Here is a 22,631-nt window from a genome sequence, read left to right as displayed (position 1 = left end):
AATGCTTAAATTTATTCAAAAACAGATAAAAAAAGCATCACATCACATATAAAGTGAATTGTAAATAATCAAATAGAGACCTCAAAAATACCTAAAAAGAAAAAAATGTACGCTAGATAGTCAAATATGACGATATTCGAACACGATACAAAATGCATCGTGTTCGAAAACAACTTGAAAAAATTAGCGTTACGATGCGCGATAATACGGAGCAGTAGAACGCGGGAGTGGGGCATGACCACGGATTTGATCGGCAATTTTTTCTGCCATCATAATGGTGGTGGCATTCAGATTGCCTGTAATAATCAGCGGCATGATTGAGGCATCTACAACACGCAAACCTTGCATGCCGTGCACGCGTCCCTGATGGTCCACCACAGCCATTTCATCTTCACCCATTTTACAGCTGCACGATGGATGATAAGCCGTTTCACCATGATTACGAACAAAATCGTCGAGTTGTGCATCTGTCGAAAGCTGATTACCAGGACTAATTTCTTCACCACGATAAGGATCTAGCGCAGGCTGATGCATGATTTCACGGGTAATACGAATGGCAGCGCGGAACTCTTGCCAGTCCTGCTCAGTCGACATGTAGTTAAACAAAATGCTTGGATGCTCAAACGGATCTTTCGATTTGAGTTTGATATGCCCACGTGATGGAGATCGCATTGAACCGACATGTGCTTGAAAACCATGTTCTTTTACTGCATTACTACCGTTATAGTTAATGGCAACAGGCAAGAAGTGATACTGAATGTTTGGCCATTCAAACTCGTCAGACGAACGAATAAAGCCACCTGCTTCAAACTGATTGCTGGCACCAATGCCTTTGCCTAAAAATAGCCATTCTGCACCGATTGCTGGCTGGTTATACCATTGCAGTGCAGGGTAAAGTGACGCAGGTTGTTTGCACTTGTACTGTAAATACATTTCCAAGTGATCTTGTAAATTTTCACCTACACCTGGCAAATCATGAACCACATCAATGTCCATCGATTTTAAAAAGGTGCTTTGACCCACGCCTGAGCGCTGCAAAATTTGCGGTGAAGCAATCGCACCAGCACATAACAGCACTTCTTTATTGGCAAGGACTTTTTTCAGATCGTTTTTGTTGGCGCCTTGAATATATTCCACACCAATGGCCTGTTTGCCATTAAACAAGATCTTATTGGTCATGGCATGCGTAACAATGGTCAGATTCGGTCGGCCTTTGGCCATATCCAGATAGCCACGTGCCGTACTCGAGCGGCGACCGTTTTTGGTGACGGTACGATCCATCGGGCCGAAGCCTTCTTGCTGATAGCCGTTTAAATCGTCTGTGCGTGGATAACCAGCCTGAACACCAGCCTCAATCATGGCATGAAACAAGACATTGTTGTCTGCTTTAGGCGTTGCAACACTAACCGGTCCGCTATCGCCATGATAATCGTTGCCACCGATATCGCGCGTTTCTGCTTTTTTGTAATAAGGTAGACAGTCGGCGTAGGTCCAGTTTTCTAAACCCTTAAGCTTGGCCCAGCCATCGAGATCCATTGCATTACCGCGAATGTAACACATGCCGTTAATCAGTGATGAGCCACCCAGTCCTTTACCACGACCGCATTCCATACGGCGGTTATTCATATGCGGTTCAGGCTCGGTGAGGTAAGCCCAGTTGTAGCGTCGGCCTTGAAGCGGAAAGGCGAGTGCCGCTGGCATTTGCGTACGAAAATCCAGACGGTAATCGGGGCCGCCAGCCTCTAAAAGTAATACCGATGTATTGGCATCTTCAGTTAAACGCGCGGCCAGCACATTACCTGCAGAGCCTGCGCCAATAATAATATAATCGTAAGATTGAGTCGTCATTGCTATTCCTTAATATTGTATGCGTCACGCTGTGATAGCAGCAGTGACATCAGATTTATGAGGAAACTTTAAAAAGGGCGTCGCGTGTTTTAGAACACGCTCTGGTAATCGCCCATTTCGACTTGAATCGATTTTGATCGGGTATAGTGGTTGAGCGTCGAGATACCATTTTCACGCCCTACGCCCGATTCTTTATAACCACCGACTGGCATTTCGGCTGGGGATTCTCCCCACGTATTAATCCAGCAGATACCGGCTTCCAGTTGGTGAATAATGCGATGTGCCAAGGAAATATCCTGAGTGACCACACCTGCTGCCAAACCAAAAACAGTACTGTTGGCGCGTTGAACGGCTTCTTCAATTGTCGCATAAGTCAAGATACTCATGACGGGCCCAAATATTTCTTCTTGTACGATTTTCATATCATCTGTACAGTCGGTAAATACAGTTGGCTCTACAAAAGCACCGTCTTTAAGCGCTGCTTGCGTGGCGCGCTGTCCGCCAATGAGTACTTTTGCACCTTGTTCCTTACCGGAAGCAATATAAGACAACACCTTGTCCATATGTGCAAAACTCACCATTGGACCAAAATTCGTATCATCGTGCTGCGGATCACCCATTCGAATGCGTTTTACACGCTCAACCACAGCGGCTTCAAAGGCTGATTTAAGCTGTTCAGGAATAAAAACACGCGTACCGTTGGTACAGACTTGGCCTGAGCTGAAAAAGTTGGCCATAACGGCAATATCAGCAGCGCGATCAAGCTGGGCATCATCACAAATAATCAGCGGTGACTTTCCACCGAGTTCCATAGTCACGTCTTTGAGGGTTGAGCCTGCGGCACTGGCCATAACTTTTTTGCCAGTTTCCACGCCACCGGTAAATGAAATCTTTTCAATCACAGGATGCTCGGTCAGGTAAGGGCCGATATCGCGTCCTGAGCCTTGTACGACGTTAAAAACACCAGCAGGTAAACCAGCTTCGGTATAAATTTCTGCAAGTTTAAATGCAGTAAGTGGTGTGACTTCACTTGGTTTAAAAATCATGGCATTGCCTGCGGCCAAGGCAGGGGCAGATTTCCATAAAGCAATCTGGATTGGATAGTTCCACGCACCAATTCCAGCCACTACGCCCAATGGCTCACGGCGGGTATAAAAAAAGCTGCTTTCACGTAAAGGAACCTGTTCACCTTGAATGGCAGTGGCCAATCCAGCGTAATATTCAAGGACATCGGCACCTGTGACAATATCGACGCTGCGTGTTTCGCTCAAGGCTTTGCCGGTATCTAATGTTTCAAGTGCAGCAAGCTCGTCATTGCGTTCACGTAAAATATCGACTGCGCGACGTAAAATACGAGAACGTTCCATGGCAGTCTTAGCAGCCCATTCTTTTTGGCCTTGCAGTGCACTTTTTACAGCGGCATCGATATCTTCTTTTGAGGCTTGCTGAATCGTGGCAATCACTTCACCTGTTGCAGGGTTGATACTGTCAAAGGTTTTGCCGCTGGTTGCATCAACATATTGTCCATGAATGTATAAACGATGAAGTTGAACATCACTCATTTTGTCTCTCCTGCCTAATTTGCTTTACCAGCCGTAGCTGAGTCTCGACATAGTCATATGCAATGGTTCGAGCAAGTGCACTGTCAAATTCAGTGTCTCCACTTAAACTGCCACGTAACCAGAGTCCGTCAATCAATGCGGCCAAACCGCGTGCTGCAATGCTGGCCTGATCCTTGGGCATTAACTCCAGAAAATGAAACTTCAGATTGGAGTAAAGCCGCTGGTCATTGATGCGCTGTAATCGGCTGAGTTCCGGCATGTGCATACTTGCAGACCAGAAATCAAGCCAGATACGCATTGCTCTTTGATTGACCTGACTAATATCAAAGTTTGAATCAATAATCGCTTTAATCATATTCTCGGGTTGTAACTCATTTACTTCAGCTTTGTACTGCGCCGTTTTACGACGTAGTACATTGAGCATCTCTAGCATACAAGCGTTAATGAGACCCTGTTTGTCGCCAAAGTAATGACTGACGATACCCACCGAGAGTTGGGCTTTTTTCGCAATTTGAGCCATGGTGGTGTTGGATAACCCCACTTCAAAAATCACGTCATATGCGGCGTTTACAATTTCTTCACGACGCACGTGCTCGGGTTTTACTCTGCGTTTGTTCATGTATATCCTTAAAAATATAAGGTTTTGCTTCAATAAATGATCTACAGAACATGATAGCACCTTTTTATGATACTTTTAATTGATTGAACGTTCAATCAATTAAAAGTATCATTATGCAAATTTCCGTTATTTCTATGAATGCACGGAAATTTAAAAGTCGCCAGCATTTAGCAAACTCGTGGGATGGAATTTCATGAGAGATGCGCGCCAGCAGTATCAATAATGACGAATCACATCCGTGCAAGGAGCAATGTTATGTGGTCAAAACGTAACACACAAAACGTCATCTTACCGATTCGCCTGAATCCTTTCGTTTTTTGGAGTTCGGCAATCAGTATCAGTCTTTTCGGCTTGTTGTTTGTGCTATTTCCTAGTGCCAGCCAAAATGGACTGACGTGGATTCAACAGCAGGTAAACCAGTTATTTGGCTGGTATTACGTGCTGGTGGTGGTACTTTCTTTAGGTTTTGTTGCTTGGCTGGCTTTTTCCAAAGTCGGGCAAATTCCTTTAGGTAAAGCACATGACCGTCCTGAATTTGGCTATCTGGCATGGACATCTATGCTTTTTTCTGCCGGAATCGGGATCGCATTACTGTATTACGGCGTGGCTGAGCCCGTCGATCATTTTTTGCGACCTCCTGAAGGGCAAGGCGGCACCGTTGAAGCCGCTCAAAATGCCATGATGTATAGCTTCTTGCACTGGGGTATACATGGCTGGGTGCTGTATGCGTTGGTAGGTGTCACACTGGGTTATTTTGCCTTCAGGCGTGATTTGCCTCTGGCATTACGTTCGGCACTGTATCCTATTTTTGGCGAACGAATTCATGGCTTGATTGGTCATATGGTCGATGGTTTTGGTATTTTGGCCACGATCATTTCTTTGGTGACCAATCTGGGGATTGGTGCGCTGGTTTTAGTGTCAGGAATTTGCTACTTGTTTCCGATGATTCCAAACTCCAGCCTAACGCTCATTACCACAGTTGTTTTAATGATGGTGGTGGCCACCATGACCACCGTGGTTGGTATTGAAAAAGGTTTAGCGTGGTTGTCACGAGTGAATCTGCGCTTGCTTTATCTGCTTTTAGCTTTTGTGTTTTTTACCGGACCAACCAATCATTTGTTAAATGGGCTGGTGCAAAATACTGGAGATTACTTAAGTCACTTCGTGCAAAAAAGTTTTGATCTGTATTTGTATGACAAAAAAGCCACAGGCTGGCTGGCATCGTGGACGATTTTTTACTGGGCATGGTGGATTGCTTGGGCGCCGTTTGTGGGCATGTTTATTGCCCGTATTTCAAAGGGGCGTACCATTCGGGAAGTGGTTTTGGGTGTATGCCTCATTCCGTTAGGTTTTACACTGGCGTGGATTTCGATTTTTGGCAACACGGCAATTGATTTAATTTTAAATCAAGGTCAGGGTATTTTGGGAACTTTGGTACTCAAAGATCCAGCCATGTCTTTGTTTAAGTTACTTGAATATTTGCCTTTTCATCCGTATGTGGCTGGAATTGTTGTGGTGATTTGTTTCGTTTTATTTTTAACCCCAGTGGGCTCTGGTACACTTATGATAGCCAACTTGTCATCTCAAGGTGGCACAAGCGATAGTGATTCACCGGTTTGGTTACGCATTTTTTGGTCCGTCACGATCACCATCGTGAGTATCGGACTATTACTCGCGGGCAGCTTTAGTGCCATGCAAAGTGCGGTGGTGTTATGTGGTTTACCATTTTCCGTGATTTTAATGCTTTATATGTATGGGCTTGCGAAAGCATTAAAGCAAGAAGAAACACACAAACTGCACGCTGAGGCACAGATGACCCAAACGCGAGCATCTGTACAACCAGCCAAAGAAACCAGCTCCGTGTAATTGTAGATGGCAATGTTTTATTCCTGACCGGTTCAGGCAAAAACAACAGTGTAGTTTAGTCAATCCTTGAGCAGCTCATGCAGGTGCTGAAGGATTGGCTTTTGTCTTTTTCTTTTATTTTCTTGAGGATTGTATGGCAACAGATAATCCAAGAGCAGTTGATGATCAAACGACTCATCCGAAAGATCGTTTAAATCGTGTGGTCTTTTACGTTTCTGCGCTTATTATTTTAATATTTTCTTTAACGACGATTTTATTCAATGAGTTTGCCAATCACATCCTGAGTGCTGTGCTTGGCTGGGTGAGTGCCACTTTTAGTTGGTACTACCTGCTTGCTGCAACGCTGTATATGGTGTTTGTGATATTTATTGCCTGTTCGCGCTACGGCAATATCAAGTTGGGGCCCAAACACTCCAAACCAGAGTTTAGTCTATTAAGCTGGTCAGCCATGCTGTTCTCGGCAGGGATCGGCATCGATTTGATGTTTTTCTCGGTGGCAGAGCCATTGTCTCATTATATGAACCCACCTGTAGGGCAGGGCCAGACCTATGAAGCAGCACGTCAGGCGATGGTCTGGACACTGTTTCACTATGGACTCACTGGCTGGTGTATGTATGCACTGGTCGGAATGGCTCTAGGTTATTTTAGTTATCGTTATAATTTGCCACTTACGATTCGTTCAGCGTTATATCCTATTTTTGGGAAAAAAATTAATGGACCCATTGGCCATAGTGTCGATACTGCGGCCGTAATCGGGACCATTTTCGGGATTGCCACCACCTGTGGTATTGGGGTGGTGCAGCTCAATTATGGCTTGCATGTGTTGTTTGATTTACCTGAAAACTTATGGGTTCAAACCGCATTAATTTTGGTGGCAGTCATTATCACCATTATTTCGGTAACGTCTGGTGTCAATAAGGGCTTACGGATTTTATCGGAAGTCAATATTTATGTGTCTGTTGGCCTGATGCTGTTTATCTTGTTTTTAGGCAATACTGAGTTCTTATTAAATGCACTGGTACAAAATGTGGGGGACTATTTAAGTCGTTTTCCTACCTTGGCACTGGAAACCTTTGCATTTACTCAACCGAAAGAATGGATGAACAACTGGACGCTGTTTTTCTGGGCGTGGTGGGTGGCATGGTCTCCTTTTGTGGGGCTATTTTTGGCACGTATTTCACGTGGACGAACCATTCGCGAGTTTGTCAGTGGGACTTTGATTATTCCATTATTATTTACCCTGACTTGGCTGTCTATTTTCGGAAACAGCGCACTCCATAATGTCATTTTCGATGGCAATATTGCACTGGCGCAAACCGTTTTAGTCAATCCTGCGCATGGCTTTTACGACTTGCTTGCACAATATCCGTGGTTTCCTTTTATTGCGGGTGTCGCTACCATTACCGGCTTGCTCTTTTATGTCACATCGGCAGATTCAGGTGCACTGGTTTTGGGGAACTTTACCACTCAATTTACCAACATCGATCATGATGCACCGCGCTGGCTCAGTGTTTTTTGGGCGGTGGCGATTGGTTTGCTCACGCTTGCAATGCTCATGACCAACGGGATTACCGCACTGCAAAACGCCACCATTATTATGGGCTTGCCTTTTAGTTTTGTGATGTTCTTGGTGATGGCAGGTTTGTACAAGTCGCTGCGGCTAGAAGATTACCGGCAGGCCAGTGCCAGTCTCAATGCAGCCCCAGTGGTGGGGAATGTGGACATTCTGAACTGGAAAAAGCGTTTGTCACGCGTGATGCATCATCCGGGAACTTCAGAAACCAAGCGTATGCTGAACGAAATCTGTAAACCTGCGGTTCAGGCAGTTGCCGATGAGCTTGAGAAGCGTGCAGTCACTGTCGATGTGCAGGAGGTTGAACTTGAAGAAGATCCAGAGCTTTATCATTTGGATATCACGATTCACCTTGAAGAGGAACAAAACTTTATTTACCAGATCTGGCCTGTCCGTTATATTGCGCCCAACTTTAGTGAACGCGGTAAACGTGGCAAACAGTTCTATTATCGTTTAGAGACCTATCTATATGAAGGATCTCAAGGAAACGACCTTGTAGGTTATACCAAGGAACAGGTGATTAATGACATTCTGGATCGTTACGAGCGCCATATGACATTCTTGCATATCAATCGTATCAGTCCGGGGAACCGACCACTATTTCCAGACCCTAAAGCCTAAGGGGAGCCGTTGAATGTTGACGCCGTATATTCATTCCTTTGCCTTGTTTTTTTCGTTGCTCAATCCATTTTTGATGAGCATTTACATGATCGGTATGATCCGAAATTCTGAAGCAAAGGTCTTTAATAGAGCATTGATACAAGGTTGTATGATTGCATTTATTGTCTTTGTTTTATTTGCTTGGGGTGGCGAAACCATCTTTAGCAAATATTTGAATGTACGTTTTGAAGCATTCCAGATTTTTGGTGGGCTTATCTTTTTGGTGATTGGTTATCGCTATGTGTTTCAGGGTGCAGATACCATTGGTGAAATGCGTGGTGCGCCTGAACATCTGGCTGGCACCATTGCAATGCCGTTTATGATTGGCCCGGGTACGATCAGTGCGGCTGTAGTGACCGGAATCGGACTTCCTATTGGTGGTGCGGCGCTGATTATTGCTTTAACACTGACCGTGACCTGTAGTTTGCTCATTTTAATGAAATTTGCACACGATCATCTACGCTATAAACATGCCAAATATATCGATCGTTATGTAGATATTGTCGGGCGTTTATCTGCGTTACTGATTGGTACCATCGCGATTGATATGATGATTACCGGAATCACGGGGGTAGTCAAAGACATACCGCTGGGTTAACTGACTTTAAGCAAATAGAAAACGGGAGCGATATGCTCCCGTTTTTTATTGATTAGGATGTATTTCAAATTGTCGCCATGGTCTGTTTTATACAAGCGCTGTATATGAGGTGAAATGTACATATCTGAAATTCATACACAGATAAGCTTTTGCCGAAATGGACATGGTTATCTAGAGTAAATTGTTTCATAATGAAAGCCATAACGTTTTCCCGTGTAGAGCGAAAGAACACTATGTCTCCATTAGATCAAATTACACAAACTTCTGAAGAACAATCTGAATTGACTATGTCGGTCTTAATGACCCCAGATATGGCTAACTTTTCAGGAAATGTCCATGGGGGAACCATCTTAAAATTGCTCGATCAGGTGGCTTACGCCTGTGCAAGCCGCTACTCGGGTAGCTATGTGGTTACGCTGTCGGTCGATAAAGTCACCTTTAAAGAGCCAATTTATGTGGGTGAACTGGTGACTTTTCTGGCCAGTGTGAACCATGTGGGTAAAACCTCGATGGAAATCGGGATTCGTGTAGAAGCACAACATATTCAAAAGCGTACAGTACGCCATACCAATAGCTGCTATTTCACCATGGTGGCAGTCGATGAAAATGGCAAACCCAAAGCCGTGCCAGCCTTAAAGCTCGATACCGAGTGGAAACGCTGTCGTTTTGAGGCAGCAGAGCAGCGTAAACAACGCCGTTTACAAGACAATTCTGGCCCGTCTTGCAGCCTATTTAAAACGAGTCAGCAGGCATAAAGCGCTATGGCTGAGTAGTGGTCTGGTTGTTAGGTCACATAAAAAAGAGCTAAACCGCAGCAAGAGGTTAGCTCTTTTTTGTTGCAATCAAGATATGCTAATCAATTCAATTGAATGAGCGGCTTGATTGTTTAGCTGATGATTATTGAGCAGGCTGAGCCGGTTGGATTGGTGCATTACCTGATTCAGCTGCATTTTCAGTGCTAGGTTGTGCCGCAGCTGGTTGTTGTGTTGCAGCCGAGGTTTTCGAAGAGGTTGCATCAGGTAATTCTTGAGTTGACACTACAACTTTTTCATCTGCTTTAGTTTGATGTTTATCGTGAGCTGAAGCAGCAAACGTAGTAGTTGCAGCAGTCAGAGCAAATGTTGTTGCAAGTAAAGTTTTTACAAGTTTCATAGGAGGCATCCTTTGGTAATTTAAAATACACTATGACCATCGCAGCCTATAGTTTAAGTTTGGCTGTCGACTTGTTGATCATGCTAAAAGCCAAATCTGCATCTGACAATCAATCCAACAAAGTGAAACAGACTGGATTACACAGCGTTCATACATATAAATCCTGTGTATGTTTCATGTAAAAAAAACAGAAAAAAATCGCCAAAAACTGTTTGAAGATATTTCTTTTTGGTTATTTTTTAATCTTTATATTTACCAAAGCAAAACATGTCACTGTGGGCTGAGCCTACAGTCAAAATTGTTTTTCCCATTAGATATAATTATCTTAATCTTTTTATCCATTTAAATAAGTGATGAAAGTCGCATAGATCTTGCCATTTGGTAAGGCTATAGCAACTTTTACGCTAATTCAAATCATGATCATTTCTATTCTTTCGAAGACAGCAGCAATATATGAAATACGTTAGACTATAACTTTTAGTGAGTGCGTATTCGACGTGAAACTGGTCATTCCTCAAGCGGTTCCGACACATATTATTTCTGGTTTTCTCGGTGCTGGAAAAACGACCTTGCTTCAGCAGCTTTTGCTACAAAAACCCAAGCATGAAGTGTGGGCGGTATTGATGAATGAATTTGGGCAGATTGGTATCGATCAGCAAATACTTCCCAATGAATCTGGCTATGAAGTGAAAGAATTGCTCGGTGGTTGCATGTGTTGTAGTAGTCAGCTGCCCTTACACATCGCACTTGCCCGGTTGCTCAGCGAAACGAAACCTGATCGATTGTTTATTGAACCGACAGGACTTGGACATCCTGCTCAGTTACTTGAACAACTTTCAGAACCGCATTGGCACAGCAGTATTCAAATGCGTGCGTTGATCACAGTAGTTGATGGCAGTCGATTACACGACCAAGCTTGGGTCGAGCAACATTTATATCAAGATCAACTCAAAGCTGCACAATTGATGGTGGTGTCACATCATGATCAGATGACCCATGCCGATGAGCAAGCATTAGAGCAGCTTCAGCAAGAGTATGCACCTTATGCCCAAGCATGGTTTGAGGTATCCAATGGAACACTGGCTTTGGCTGCAATTGATCGGCCCTCACTGGCTACGGTAAAACGCATGCAACCACTTCTGGTACAACAGCAGCGTAATATCGAGATCAAGCAGACGCCACAAGAGATTAAACAATTGCCGTATCATTATGTTGAAAGTAATGGAGAATATAGCGTGGCTGGCTGGAAGTTTTCACGTCACTGGCAATTTGATTTTGATGATTTATTTGATTTGCTGAGTAGCATAGAGAGCTGGTTAAGAATCAAAGCGATTTTTCATACCAACCAAGGCTGGATCACCTTTAATTTCAATCCAGCACAGCTCAATTACAAAACAGGGCAGGCCAATACAGACAATCGTATTGAGATCATTACTCCATTGTCACAAGACTGGCTCGCCTTTGAACAAGCCTTGCTGGCTTGCCGCTGTAATGAAGATGATCAGGAATAACGCAGATCTGTGCTATTTCTGATCATGAGTTCAGTTAGAAAACTTCTTGTTAGTGCTTTTGCTCAAGCATGGCCTTGGCTTGAGCATGATCGATGTCTTTTTCCCAATGCGCAATGACAACAGTTGCAACACAGTTGCCAATCAGGTTGGTGCATGCACGAACAATCCCGATAAACCAGTCAACCGATAACAACAGCACCAGACCAATGGCAGGTAAACTTGGAATAACGGATAAGGTGGCGGCTAAAATCACCAATGCTGATCCAGGAATGCCGTGTGCACCTTTTGACGTAACCAGTGACACCAGCAAAATCATAATCAGATCATGCATAGACAGATCAATATTACAGGCCTGCGCAATAAAAATAACACCTAAGGTCAGATAAATAGAGAAACCATCCAGATTAAATGAATATCCGGTTGGAATAACTAAACCGACCGTAGAGTCTTTAATCCCTAATTGTTTCAGCTTTTTCATGATTTGCGGAAGTACCGAATCTGAGGAGGCTGTACCGAGTACAATCGAAAGTTCTGCTTTAAAATAGTTCAAAAATTTGAAAATATTAAGGCCAGTGAATTTTAAAATTCCACCGAGAATAATCACCACAAATGCAATACATGTGGCATAGAATAAAAGCACCAAGTAGCCCAGTTGAATCAAAGAGTCGATACCAAACTTGGCCGTGGTGTAGGCCACAGAACCCAATACCCCAATTGGCGCCAATCGGATAATCAGTCCCATCATTTTAAAGAAAATTTCTGAAAATGCTTCCAGTGCCTGCCGAACAATTTCTGCTAGATGGCGCGGAACCAGTAACATCCCGACGCCAAACAAGATTGCAATTAGGAGGACCTGTAAAATATCGCCGTTTGCAAAAGCACCAAAAAGGGTTTTAGGAATGATGTGTAAAATGAAGTCTGAACCTGAACTCATTTCATGGGCACGTTCGGTATAAACCGTTAAATCTTTGCCGTCGAGTTTGGACAGATCAATATTCATTCCTGCGCCAGGTTTAAAGATATAAGCAATTGCAATGCCTAAAATTAGTGCAATTGTGGTGACAATTTCAAAATACAGGATCGTTTTTGCACCAACTTTACCCATTTTTTTAATGTCATTTGCACCATAAATGCCAAGCACCACCACACAAAAAACAATCGGTGCAATTAACATTTTAATCAGTGAAATAAAGCCATCACCTAAGGGCTTTAAATTTAAAGAAAAATCATGAAAGCTGACACCAATTAAAATACCTAACACCAGCGCGATGATGACTTGCAGGAACAAGTTAGACTTCAGTTTTTGCCACATTTTCTGTTCATCAATCCAATAAGACTGGTCAGACCAGTGCAAGAAACTCGCCAACTTTGATATTTGCCTGAAATTTTTTGGGGTGCTGATCCTTTCTGAAGTTGAGCAGCGTAAGGGCAGGATAGAAATATCAGCCTATATATAGGTCAGTCATCAAAAATCGAGTATGCTAGGCGCCATTCTGGAGGACGGTTTTTTATGGCGCTTAAAGCTACTATTTATAAAGCAGATTTAAATATTGCAGATATGGATAGCCACCATTATGCAGACTATCAACTCACCTTGGCTATGCATCCGTCTGAGACGATTGAGCGTTTGATGGTGCGTATTTTAGCTTTTGCTCGTTTTGCAGATGAACAGTTGCAATTTACCAAAGATCTATTTGAAACTGACGAACCGGCGCTATGGCAAAAAGATTTGACTGGGCAACTTGAACAGTGGATCGAATTGGGGCAACCCTCTGAAGATAAATTAAAAAAAGCCAGTGCGCGTTGTAAGCGGGTTGCGGTCGTAACTTATGGTCAGCAGGTCGACGAGTGGTGGAAACGTAACAGTAAAGTGAAAACATTGAGTAATGTCGAGGTTTGGCAATTGGCACCCGAAACAACGGCCCAAATTCAAAACTTATGTGAACGCACCATGCAACTGCAACTCAATGTCATGGATGGTGAATGGACTTTACTGAATGACCATGAACAGGTTGAGATTTCGTGGACAAAATTGCAATAATGCACCAAGGCTGCTGTCTGAAAGATGGTTTAAAGTATAAATAGGTATCGAAATGAACGAATTAGAAATTATTGATTTAAAAGTGGGCGAAGGTAAAGAGGCTGTGAAAGGTGCTTTGATTACGACCCATTACACGGGTTGGCTTGAAGATGGTACCAAGTTTGATTCATCGATTGATCGTGGTAATTACTTCGAATGTGTCATTGGTACTGGTCGTGTGATCAAGGGATGGGATCAAGGGATTATCGGCATGAAAGTTGGCGGTAAGCGCAAGCTGAACGTGCCTGCACATTTAGCTTATGGTGAGCGCAAAATGGGTAACATCATTCCTGCTAACTCCAATTTGATTTTTGAAATTGAACTATTTGATGTCAAAACACGAGACTAGAGAAGAAAAAAAGCCCGTTTCGGGCTTTTTATTTGTTTATTGAATGAATATGATTTTAATATTCGATTATAATAATATGTAAAATTCTTATAATATGATACTTTGTTATTATAAATTTGCTATGTTTCTGTTTTATTAATTTAAAATTAATCTTTTATTAAAATGTCAAGCGGTTAAATTTAAATAACCATAGTGAATTAGTCGAATATGTTCATCATAAATATTTAATTAACTTCCAAAATTTTTAAGAATTTTTTCAGTTTGTTGCGGTATAACGTAAACTATCTAATCGTCTGATCGCTTTAGTTAATCATCAAATAAAAGTATTTTTAAATGCTTTAAATTGATTGTAAAAGGTATTCAGAAAATATTTTTTTGAAAAGATGGTATATATGCTTACTCGCTTTCTTCTGAAACAACTCGCATTCAGTGTATCCATTGTCTTAAGTACGACAGTCGCAATTGCACATGCTGAGAATCTAGCTTCAAACACTGAAAATCCTGTGGTGAAAGAGATTCCGCTTGTGACCAATCCGCATACTGGTGAAGAAGCTGAAGAAGCACCTAAAATTGATGTGTCTACGCTGACCATCATTGGTTATCATGAAATTACCTCTAAAGAAGCGATTATTCCAGATTACGCCGTAACACCACAGCGCTTTGAAATGCACTTGGATTGGCTGGTCAAAAATGGTTATCACTTTATTAGTGTTGATCAATTAATTAAAGCCAATGAAGGCAAATTAAAATTACCGCCAAAACCGGTTTTACTGACCATCGATGATGGCTATCAATCATTTTATGACTATGCGTACCCGATTTTAAAGGCACGTAAAATTCCAGCCGTACTTGCCGTGGTAGGTAAATGGCTGAACGTCAAGCCAAATCAAATGGTACAGTTTGGTGACGACAAGCTTGCGCGAAACAAGTTATTAACTTGGGCTGAAATCAAGGAAATGCAAGACAGTGGCATTGTCGAAATTGGCAGCCATAGCTTTGACTTGCACCATGGGGTGATGGGTAATCCACAAGGCAACTCAGAACCTGCGGCAACTACTCGTATTTACGATCCTAAAACCAAAACGTATGAATCAGACAGTGCTTATGAAAAACGTATCACCAATGATTTAAAGAAAAATATTGAAACGTTTAAAGAGAATGGTATTCGTGCGCCACGTGTAATGGTCTGGCCGTATGGACGCTATAATCTGGAAACGGTGCGTATTGCCAAAAAACTGGGTATGCCAATTACCATTACTCTAGATGATGGTCCAGATCATGTGACCAAATCGCTCGGGCATTTAAACCGAATTTTAGTGATGAAAGGCGAAAGTACAGACGATCTGGCACAAGACATTATTAACCGTCAAATGAATTTGACCGATAATAATCGTCCGCAAAAAATCATGCATGTCGATCTGGACTATATTTATGATAAAAATCCAGAACAAGTTGAGCGTAACTTAGGTCATTTGCTCGATCGAATTCGAGAAATGGGAGTTAATACGGTTTACTTACAGGCCTTTTCAGACCCAGATGCCAATGGCTCTGCCGACATGGTGTACTTTCCAAACCGCTATCTTCCAATGCGAGCTGATTTGTTCAACCGCGTCGCTTGGCAAATTTCGACACGTACCAGTGTGAATCGTGTATATGCGTGGATGCCATTAATGGCGTGGGAATTGCCAAAATCGAATCCGGTTTCCAAAAAGCTGGTGGTTACTCAGCAGCCAAAAAGCTCCGATCATTTAAACATGGGTTATATCCGTTTAAGTCCGTATTCGCCTGAAGCGCGTAAAGTGATTGAAGGCATTTACACAGATTTAGCCAAGTCATCTACGTTTGATGGTATACTGTTCCACGACGATACAACGCTATCGGATTACGAAGATGCCAGTCCAGACGCGTTAAAGGCCTATGCCAAAGCGGGTTTGCCGACTGATCTTGAAAAGATCCGCAACAACGACGCGCTATTATCGAAATGGACTGATTTTAAAATCAAAACCATCGATAATTTTGCGATGAAACTGGTTTCAGACGTTCGTTACTATCAACCTTTCTTGATGACTGCCCGTAACTTGTATGCGCAAGTTGCTCTGTCTCCTTATGCCGAAAACTGGTATTCACAGTCGTTGGAGCAGTCACTCAAGCGTTACGATTTTACTGCGATTATGGCCATGCCTTATATGGAGCAGGCTGAAGATCCGACCAAGTTTTATCAAGACATTGTAAAACGTGTCAAACAGTACCCAAATGGTATCAAGAAAACAGTGTTTGAATTACAAGCAACCAACTGGCGAACCAATCAGCCTGTTCCTTCACAGGAAATGGCAGATACCATTCGCTCGCTTTACCAGCAGGGTGCCATGCACGTGGGGTATTACCCAGATGATCCGTTTAAAGATCATCCTGACACCAAAACCATGCACGACGTATTTGCGACTAAACCGTCCAAGTTAGTCCCGTAACAGGAATTGACCATGTCAACGACTTTACATCATTTGTGGCAGACAGCGCTGAATTTTGTATTCTATTATCCGCTGTTTATGTCCTATTTATGGATGATGGGTGCGCTCATATTTTATTGGAAAGAGCGCAAAGATCCTCCATATCAACAGCCAAAAGCATTGGAATCTTATCCAATGGTGGCTGTGCTTGTCCCTTGTTTTAACGAGGGCGATAATGCTGAGGAAACCATTACCCATGCACTTGGACTGGATTATCCAAATTTTGAGGTAATTGCCATTAATGATGGTAGCTCGGACAATACTGCTGAGGTACTGAATCGTCTGGCTGAACAACATGAAAAACTGCGTGTGGTTCATTTGGCTCAAAACCAAGGCAAGGCCATGGCGTTACAAGCGGGTAGCTTGCTGACGGAAGCCGAAATTCTAATTGGAATCGACGGTGATGCCTTACTGGACTCACATGCGGCAAGCTGGATGGTGCGTCATTTCCAGCAAGACCCAACCGTAGCAGCCGTCACGGGAAATCCACGTATTCGAACACGCTCGACCTTGCTTGGCCGTATTCAGGTGGGAGAGTTTTCTTCGATTGTGGGCATGATCAAACGTGCGCAGCGTAGCTTCGGGCGCTTATTTACAGTATCTGGCGTGATCACGGCATTTCGTAAATCTGCGGTACATGAAGTGAATTACTGGTCACCCAACATGCTGACCGAAGACATCGATATCACTTGGAAATTGCAGCGTGCAGGTTGGGATATACGTTTTGAACCGAATGCACTGGTATGGATTTTAATGCCAGAAACCTTTACCGGGCTTTGGAAGCAGCGTTTACGCTGGGCCATGGGCGGTGCACAGGTTTTGCTTAAAAATCTGGATGTATTCTTTAAACCTAAACTCAATTTTTTATGGCCGCTGATGTTTGAGCTTTGCCTGACATTGGTCTGGTCATACTTGATGTTGCTGTTGGCGATCTTGTGGGTGGTGCATTTTGTGTTCCCGCTAGGTCAGCTATCAGGAATCAGCTCTCCATTCTTGCCGTATGGAAGTGGAATTTTGCTTGGGGCAACCTGTCTGATTCAATTTGCGCTGAGCAAATGGATGGACAGTCGCTATGAGCCAAACTTAGGCAGAAATTATTACTGGATGATTTGGTACCCGTTTGTATTTTGGTTGATTACCATTACCGCTACAATTGTGGCCTTTCCAAAAGTCCTGCGTCGTGGAAGTGAAAAACGTGCGCGATGGGTTAGCCCTGACCGTGGTATTCGTATACAAGATTAAGCATATTGCTGAGTAGATGTTCATGAAATCAAATAATTTGATTATCGATTTGCGTCGCCAACTGCCTTGGCATAAACGTTATGTTTCAACGACTACGACTGCCATGATGTGGGCAGGTTGGTTGTTGTTGTGGCGTCCGTTTTTGTTGGTTTGGTTGTTGGTCGAGTTACAAAAAACTCATTTGGTGCACCGTGTCTTTAGTGCAATGAGTGTTGGGGTTGAGCACGGTATTACATCATTGATTGTATGCTGTATAGCGCTGTTACTGTGGAGTAATTTTATTCCAGCAAAAAGTGTAAAAAAGACCAAACAGAAAGAAATTGACGATTATGCGCGTTATTTTGAGTTGACCCAGCATGAAATTCAGCAAGGTAGAGCTCAAAAAGTAGCGGTGATTCATCATGATGAAACTGGACGGATCACACATATTGAGTGATCTGAGCCGAGCCGTTCAGTAGAATTATTCATATCATTATGCCAGTTTACCCCCGTGAGCTGGCATTCATGTTCTTGACATATCAAAATCATCCTGCATGTGTGCAACAGTATCGCTAACGTTCATCAATGCGGCATTGTGCTGACAGACGAATCGGAAAAGAGACCCACCTTATGCAACACTCAAGCAAATTAAATGCTGTGGAAAGTATTCGCGGTTTAGCCTGTCTGGCCGTGGTATTTTCGCACTTAAGCTTGAGTTTTTATCCGTATTTACATCATTTTGACGACCATGATCAGGCCACAAATGCGCTGGTCTATTGGATTCATCATTCACCGTTTACGTTTTGGTATTCGGGAACTGCGGCGGTTTATGTTTTTTTCGTGCTGAGCGGATTTATCTTATCTTATGTGATTGGCAATAGCCGCGCACCGAAGCAAAAAATTAAATCAATGCTCATCAAGCGTTATCCACGACTGGCCATTCCGGCACTCATTTCATGTATTTTACTCTGGGCTGCGCTGTATTTTAGTGATATTGATAGCTCGCAAGTACAGTACTGGCTACAAGTACTGGCTCAGCAAAACTCAAGTTTTGGGCAGGCTATATACGAAGGCACGATCGGTTCGTTTTTATTCGCTGAATCAAGTGTCAATTGGGTACTTTGGACCATGCAAGTTGAGTTGATTGGGTCTGTGGTTTTGTTTGCCTTGTTGTACCTTAAACAATATAGCTCAGGGTTGTTTTTGACCCTTGTACTGATGTTTCCTCTGAGCTTTGCACTGTTTAAAAATATGGATTTGTACTTGGGATTAATCAGCTTTCTTTTAGGATCGCTTATTTTTTTCTATGGGCGCCGTATTGCTTCAAATGCATGGGCAGGGCTACTTCTGGCTTTAGGGTTGTACCTTGCTGGGGCGCATAACTCCAGCTTGGCTTATCAGGGAATTTATCAATTTTTAGGCGATAAAACCTACGATTACTGTAATTTTCTTTCAGGCAGTCTGATTGTGTACAGCATTTTAATGAGTCCGCTATTGTCTCGTATGCTGGATCGGCCAGTCTTTGTTTATTTAGGCAAATTATCATTTTCGGTATATTTATTACATCTGATGTTACTCTATATCGTTTGTTTACCTGTCTTTAATTACTGTGTACAACATGGTTTTAATTACGACAGTGCATTCATGGTGGCGTCTTTGGTTTTTTTAGTTGCGATACTGATTTGCTCTGATATATACAGTCGCGTGGTAGATCGTTTTGCAATTTTTATCAGTAATAAACTAGCGCAATATTGGGCAGGCGCTTAACGACAAGCCATTCGAATGTGTAAGTTGGTGGCTGTTTTTTTCTTTATGGGTGTGGGTGACGATAATGTCTACTCTTGAAATTGTTGCTGTCTTGATCAGTGTGATTGGCGTGACACTGACTGTTTTACGTAACATGTGGTGCTGGTGGTTCAACTTTATTGCATTTTTGCTTTATGGTTATTTGTTTTATACCTATAAGCTGTATGGTGAAACGATTCTTCAAGCGTTCTTTGTGGTGGTCAATTTTTATGGCTTCTACTATTGGCTTAAAGGGAAGCAGACCGATCACGATATTCGCATCGAACCACTTGCGCCGCAAACAGCATTATTTCAAATGTTAATAGCAGCAGTAGCTGGCTTAAGTTTTGGTCTAATATTAAAACATTTTACCGATGCTGCAGTGCCGATGTTAGACGCTCAGTTGGCTGCATTTAGTTTGCTGGCCACCTACTGGACTAGTCGTAAACATATTGCCACCTGGATGTTGTGGGTGGTGGTTGATATTGTTTATGTGGGGATGTTTATTTATAAAGCGCTGTTTCTTACTGCGGTGCTTTATGCTGCTTTTGTGGGACTCGCTGCTTTTGGTTGGTGGCAATGGGAGCGCGTAAAAAGTAAACAAGATGTGGCCAGATCTGCATGACAATTTTGGATTTAGAAGCATACAAGATGCAGCAATTTGAACACATGGCCGAAAAAATCATTAAAAATCCTGGGTATTATTTGGATTTTGATTCGGTTGCAGATTTTTATAAGGCTGTGTGGCTCAACGATTTCCCGCAGGGGACTACTTTTTCAGCGACAGGCTTAGATGATGGCGCTGAGTGTTTTTATGCTGTCATTCAATATAAGCAGAAAAAGATCAATATCAGCATTGATCACGATCGTTATCATGTAGATTATCTAAAAAAAGATTTGATCTAGAAGATAATTGGCAGAGCTTTTTTATTCATATTTAATGTAATAAAAATATAACTTCTGTGGGTACAAAAAATAGCAAAAAGCTTGTGAATACGCGGAGTTGCTAAATTTCAAGCGAGAAACTACTTCAATTGGTTAAATAATCTGCAAACAAATTTATACCAAATAAATTTGTGATTGATTTCATAAAACTGTGATGTACTGTTAAGATAATAGCGAAACAACAAATAAACATCACACTCAACCATGAGGTATAAATGCCAGTCAAACTTATCGCAGTCGATATGGATGGAACCTTTTTAAATTCAGAGAAGAAATACAACAAAGCGCGCTTTTTAAAGCAATACACGCAGCTCAAACAACGCGGAATCAAGTTCGTTGCTGCCAGTGGCAACCCGCTCTATACCCTTCAAGCTTACTTTCCCGAAATCGCACATGAAATCGCTTTTGTTGCTGAAAATGGCGTGTATGTGACCGATCAAAATCAAGAAATTCATTATAGTGCATACGCACCTGACACTTTAGAGCGCATGGTGCGTGATTTAGAATCTGAGTACGGCAGTAGCGTGATTTTATGTGCTAAATCTTGCGCTTATGTTCGCTCGGATGTATCGCAAAAAATACTGGATAAATTAAATATCTACTTCAAAAGTATTCAGCAGGTCGATAGTCTCCTCGATGTTAAGGAGCCAATTGGTAAAGTCACGCTGACCACTGTTGAGCACGATTTTGAGAGCATGGAGCAGTATTTAAACCAGCAAGATTATGTGCAAAATCAGCTGACCAAAGCAGTCTCAAGCGGTTTTGGATTTATTGACTTGATTATCCCAAACAAGCACAAAGCATTTGGTCTATCATTTTTGCAAAAAAAATGGGGCATTGCTGATGATGCCATGCTGACCATTGGCGATAACAACAACGACATCGAGATGGTTCAAAAAGCGGGGTACGGCTTTGCCATGCAAAATGCAATTCCTGCGCTAAAAAAAGTAGCCAAATTTCATGCTCGAAGCAACGAAGAAGAAGGCGTGCTCGATGTTATTGATCTGGTGCTGCAATCGAAAGGGTTTTCTGAAGATCTTTTTTGTGAACCCGAGGCGATGTCTTAATGCAGCCAATTTTGCCACTAGCGCAGCGGGGAGAAGCGATACTTAAACTCAAAGCAGCAGCAGTTGCAGAGTCTGAGTTTAATTCTTCATGGCTACTGCATTTGGCAGAAGCACTGCAAGCGACGATGCTGGCCAGAAACGGCGTCGGCATTGCTGCACCTCAGGTTTATGTGTCGAAGCGCGTCATTATTGTGGCTTCTCGCCCAAATCCGCGCTATCCCGATGCACCCGAAATGCAGCCCGTGGTCATGATCAACCCTGAGATTTATGCACAATCTGAACACCTTTGTTTGGGTGAAGAGGGCTGCTTAAGCGTACCCGATCAACGTGCACAAGTTGCCCGTGCAGAGCAGATTCAACTTCGTTATTTTACTTTACAAGGCCAGCTTATAGAGGCGACGTATACAGGTTTTATTGCGCGCATCGTTCAGCATGAGATTGATCATCTGGATGGAATTTTATTTGTCGATCGTGTTACGAGCAGTGATTAAATTCTGATCTTCCATCATTTCATAACTTTTGAATTGTTGTGGGGTAATACCCAAATGGCGTTTAAACATGGCACTAAATGCACTCGGGCTACTATAACCCAGCGCTTCGGCAATACTTGACATAGATTGACCATCTGCGATTTTACTCAATGCCAGTGCAATATGCATTTGCTGTATCCAGCCACGATATGATAACCCTGTCTGTTTTTTGAATAGACGCATAAGTGTGCGCGAGCTGGTTCCCATTTCGTCTGCCCAAGTGTTTAAATCTTTCGTATGCTGGGGTAATTGCATCATCAGCTCACATATACGGCTTAAACGTTTATCTTTGGGCCATGGAATTTGAATAGGGAGCGAGTTTGCGGTTTGAATCTCATCGAAAATCAAAATTTCCAGTGCATTTAATAAAGCTTCTGCATGAGTTTGGTTGGCTACAGATTCAGCTTCCAACAGATTTAACCGAATCAATAATTCGTGGAGCAAATCGCTGACTCGGATTAAAAAACATGAATTCCCCATTACTGCCGCAGCTTGTGCATCAATGAGAGCGGTATTGAGTTTAACCTGACTCAAACAAACCATACTGTGTTCTACACGTGCTGGAATCCAGACAGCGCATTTGGGCGGTACGATCCACACCTGATCATTACACAATACCTGAATGGTGCCGTGTGAAGCATACAGGAGCTGCGCACGTAAGTGCATGTGCGGATACGACACTTCTTTATAAGAGCGCTCGGCATATAAGCCAATCACCAGTTTATTAGATTTCATACTTAATGTTTAAGATGTCACTT

21 protein-coding genes are annotated in these 22,631 nt (G+C 42.7%); 15 read left to right on the top strand and 6 right to left on the bottom strand.

The genetic code is table 11. The features are described 5' to 3' along the window. Positions 1-189: 189 nt before the first annotated feature. The 3 genes from betA to betI form a co-directional block, all read right to left on the bottom strand. Positions 190-1,848 (bottom strand): choline dehydrogenase, encoded by a 1,659-nt coding sequence (gene betA / locus L2096_RS12515; RefSeq protein WP_250365545.1) that lies wholly within the window; start codon positions 1,846-1,848, stop codon positions 190-192. Positions 1,849-1,937: 89 nt separating this feature from the next. Then, positions 1,938-3,410 carry a betaine-aldehyde dehydrogenase gene (gene betB, locus L2096_RS12510; protein WP_250365544.1) on the bottom strand — a complete coding sequence of 491 codons (1,473 nt, stop codon included), beginning with the start codon at positions 3,408-3,410 and terminating at the stop codon, positions 1,938-1,940. Beyond that, on the bottom strand, positions 3,403-4,029 hold the full coding sequence (gene betI / locus L2096_RS12505; protein ID WP_004935942.1) for a transcriptional regulator BetI: 627 nt from the start codon (positions 4,027-4,029) through the stop codon (positions 3,403-3,405). Before betI ends, betB begins: the two co-directional genes overlap by 8 nt. Before the next feature lie 255 nt (positions 4,030-4,284). On the opposite strand from betI, the gene L2096_RS12500 reads away from it, so the two are divergent. The 4 genes from L2096_RS12500 (at position 4,285) to L2096_RS12485 (ending at position 9,481) form a co-directional block, all read left to right on the top strand. Continuing rightward, positions 4,285-5,895: a BCCT family transporter gene (locus L2096_RS12500; RefSeq protein WP_250365543.1), complete on the top strand. Its 1,611-nt coding sequence runs from the start codon at positions 4,285-4,287 to the stop codon at positions 5,893-5,895. Between the two features lie 133 nt (positions 5,896-6,028). Further along, complete coding sequence (locus tag L2096_RS12495; protein ID WP_004935950.1) at positions 6,029-8,089, top strand: choline transporter; 2,061 nt, start codon at positions 6,029-6,031, stop codon at positions 8,087-8,089. A gap of 13 nt (positions 8,090-8,102) precedes the next feature. Beyond that, entirely contained in the window at positions 8,103-8,726 is a 624-nt protein-coding gene (locus tag L2096_RS12490) for a MarC family protein (RefSeq protein WP_004935953.1), read from the top strand. 233 nt (positions 8,727-8,959) lie between these two features. Beyond that, on the top strand, positions 8,960-9,481 hold the full coding sequence (locus L2096_RS12485) for an acyl-CoA thioesterase (RefSeq protein ID WP_004935959.1): 522 nt from the start codon (positions 8,960-8,962) through the stop codon (positions 9,479-9,481). A gap of 142 nt (positions 9,482-9,623) precedes the next feature. On the opposite strand, the gene L2096_RS12480 is transcribed toward L2096_RS12485, so the two are convergent. After that, positions 9,624-9,878, bottom strand: coding sequence for a hypothetical protein (locus tag L2096_RS12480; protein WP_004935962.1), 255 nt, complete (start codon positions 9,876-9,878; stop codon positions 9,624-9,626). A 497-nt stretch (positions 9,879-10,375) separates the two neighbouring features. Here L2096_RS12480 and L2096_RS12475 point away from each other — a divergent pair, with 497 nt between their 5' ends. Next, entirely contained in the window at positions 10,376-11,389 is a 1,014-nt protein-coding gene (locus tag L2096_RS12475; protein WP_250365542.1) for a CobW family GTP-binding protein, read from the top strand. Positions 11,390-11,438: 49 nt separating this feature from the next. On the opposite strand, the gene dctA is transcribed toward L2096_RS12475, so the two are convergent. Beyond that, the gene (gene dctA / locus L2096_RS12470) at positions 11,439-12,701 is read right to left on the bottom strand and encodes a C4-dicarboxylate transporter DctA (protein WP_151868421.1); all 1,263 of its coding nucleotides are present in this window, start codon (positions 12,699-12,701) and stop codon (positions 11,439-11,441) included. 198 nt (positions 12,702-12,899) lie between these two features. On the opposite strand from dctA, the gene L2096_RS12465 reads away from it, so the two are divergent. The 10 genes from L2096_RS12465 to def all read left to right on the top strand — a co-directional run bounded on the left by L2096_RS12465 (position 12,900) and on the right by def (position 21,834). Next, a complete protein-coding gene (locus tag L2096_RS12465) occupies positions 12,900-13,430 on the top strand; it encodes a YaeQ family protein (protein ID WP_004935969.1) in 531 nt (176 codons plus the stop codon). Positions 13,431-13,482: 52 nt separating this feature from the next. Further along, the gene (locus tag L2096_RS12460) at positions 13,483-13,818 is read left to right on the top strand and encodes an FKBP-type peptidyl-prolyl cis-trans isomerase (protein WP_004935971.1); all 336 of its coding nucleotides are present in this window, start codon (positions 13,483-13,485) and stop codon (positions 13,816-13,818) included. A 392-nt stretch (positions 13,819-14,210) separates the two neighbouring features. Continuing rightward, the gene (pgaB, locus tag L2096_RS12455) at positions 14,211-16,286 is read left to right on the top strand and encodes a poly-beta-1,6-N-acetyl-D-glucosamine N-deacetylase PgaB (RefSeq protein WP_040053970.1); all 2,076 of its coding nucleotides are present in this window, start codon (positions 14,211-14,213) and stop codon (positions 16,284-16,286) included. Between the two features lie 12 nt (positions 16,287-16,298). After that, positions 16,299-17,567 carry a poly-beta-1,6-N-acetyl-D-glucosamine synthase gene (pgaC, locus tag L2096_RS12450; protein ID WP_004935977.1) on the top strand — a complete coding sequence of 423 codons (1,269 nt, stop codon included), beginning with the start codon at positions 16,299-16,301 and terminating at the stop codon, positions 17,565-17,567. A gap of 22 nt (positions 17,568-17,589) precedes the next feature. Next, entirely contained in the window at positions 17,590-18,003 is a 414-nt protein-coding gene (gene pgaD / locus L2096_RS12445) for a poly-beta-1,6-N-acetyl-D-glucosamine biosynthesis protein PgaD (RefSeq protein WP_004935979.1), read from the top strand. Positions 18,004-18,176: 173 nt separating this feature from the next. Then, positions 18,177-19,313, top strand: coding sequence for an acyltransferase family protein (locus L2096_RS12440; RefSeq protein WP_151794746.1), 1,137 nt, complete (start codon positions 18,177-18,179; stop codon positions 19,311-19,313). 64 nt (positions 19,314-19,377) lie between these two features. Further along, positions 19,378-19,956 carry a nicotinamide riboside transporter PnuC gene (gene pnuC / locus L2096_RS12435; RefSeq protein ID WP_004935986.1) on the top strand — a complete coding sequence of 193 codons (579 nt, stop codon included), beginning with the start codon at positions 19,378-19,380 and terminating at the stop codon, positions 19,954-19,956. Then, positions 19,953-20,237: a hypothetical protein gene (locus L2096_RS12430; protein WP_250365541.1), complete on the top strand. Its 285-nt coding sequence runs from the start codon at positions 19,953-19,955 to the stop codon at positions 20,235-20,237. Before pnuC ends, L2096_RS12430 begins: the two co-directional genes overlap by 4 nt. A gap of 254 nt (positions 20,238-20,491) precedes the next feature. Further along, positions 20,492-21,343 carry a Cof-type HAD-IIB family hydrolase gene (locus L2096_RS12425; protein WP_250365540.1) on the top strand — a complete coding sequence of 284 codons (852 nt, stop codon included), beginning with the start codon at positions 20,492-20,494 and terminating at the stop codon, positions 21,341-21,343. Continuing rightward, on the top strand, positions 21,343-21,834 hold the full coding sequence (def, locus tag L2096_RS12420; RefSeq protein WP_250365539.1) for a peptide deformylase: 492 nt from the start codon (positions 21,343-21,345) through the stop codon (positions 21,832-21,834). Before L2096_RS12425 ends, def begins: the two co-directional genes overlap by 1 nt. Here the strand turns inward: def and L2096_RS12415 are convergent. Then, complete coding sequence (locus L2096_RS12415; protein WP_250365538.1) at positions 21,802-22,608, bottom strand: AraC family transcriptional regulator; 807 nt, start codon at positions 22,606-22,608, stop codon at positions 21,802-21,804. The genes def and L2096_RS12415 overlap by 33 nt on opposite strands. Positions 22,609-22,631: the final 23 nt, after the last annotated feature.

Origin of the sequence: Acinetobacter sp. ACZLY 512 (genome assembly GCF_023614015.1) — a bacterium.
Taxonomy (GTDB): Bacteria; Pseudomonadota; Gammaproteobacteria; order Pseudomonadales; family Moraxellaceae; genus Acinetobacter; species Acinetobacter soli.
The sequence above is the reverse complement of the archived record's forward strand: the minus strand, read 5'-3'. Positions and strand labels throughout refer to the sequence as shown.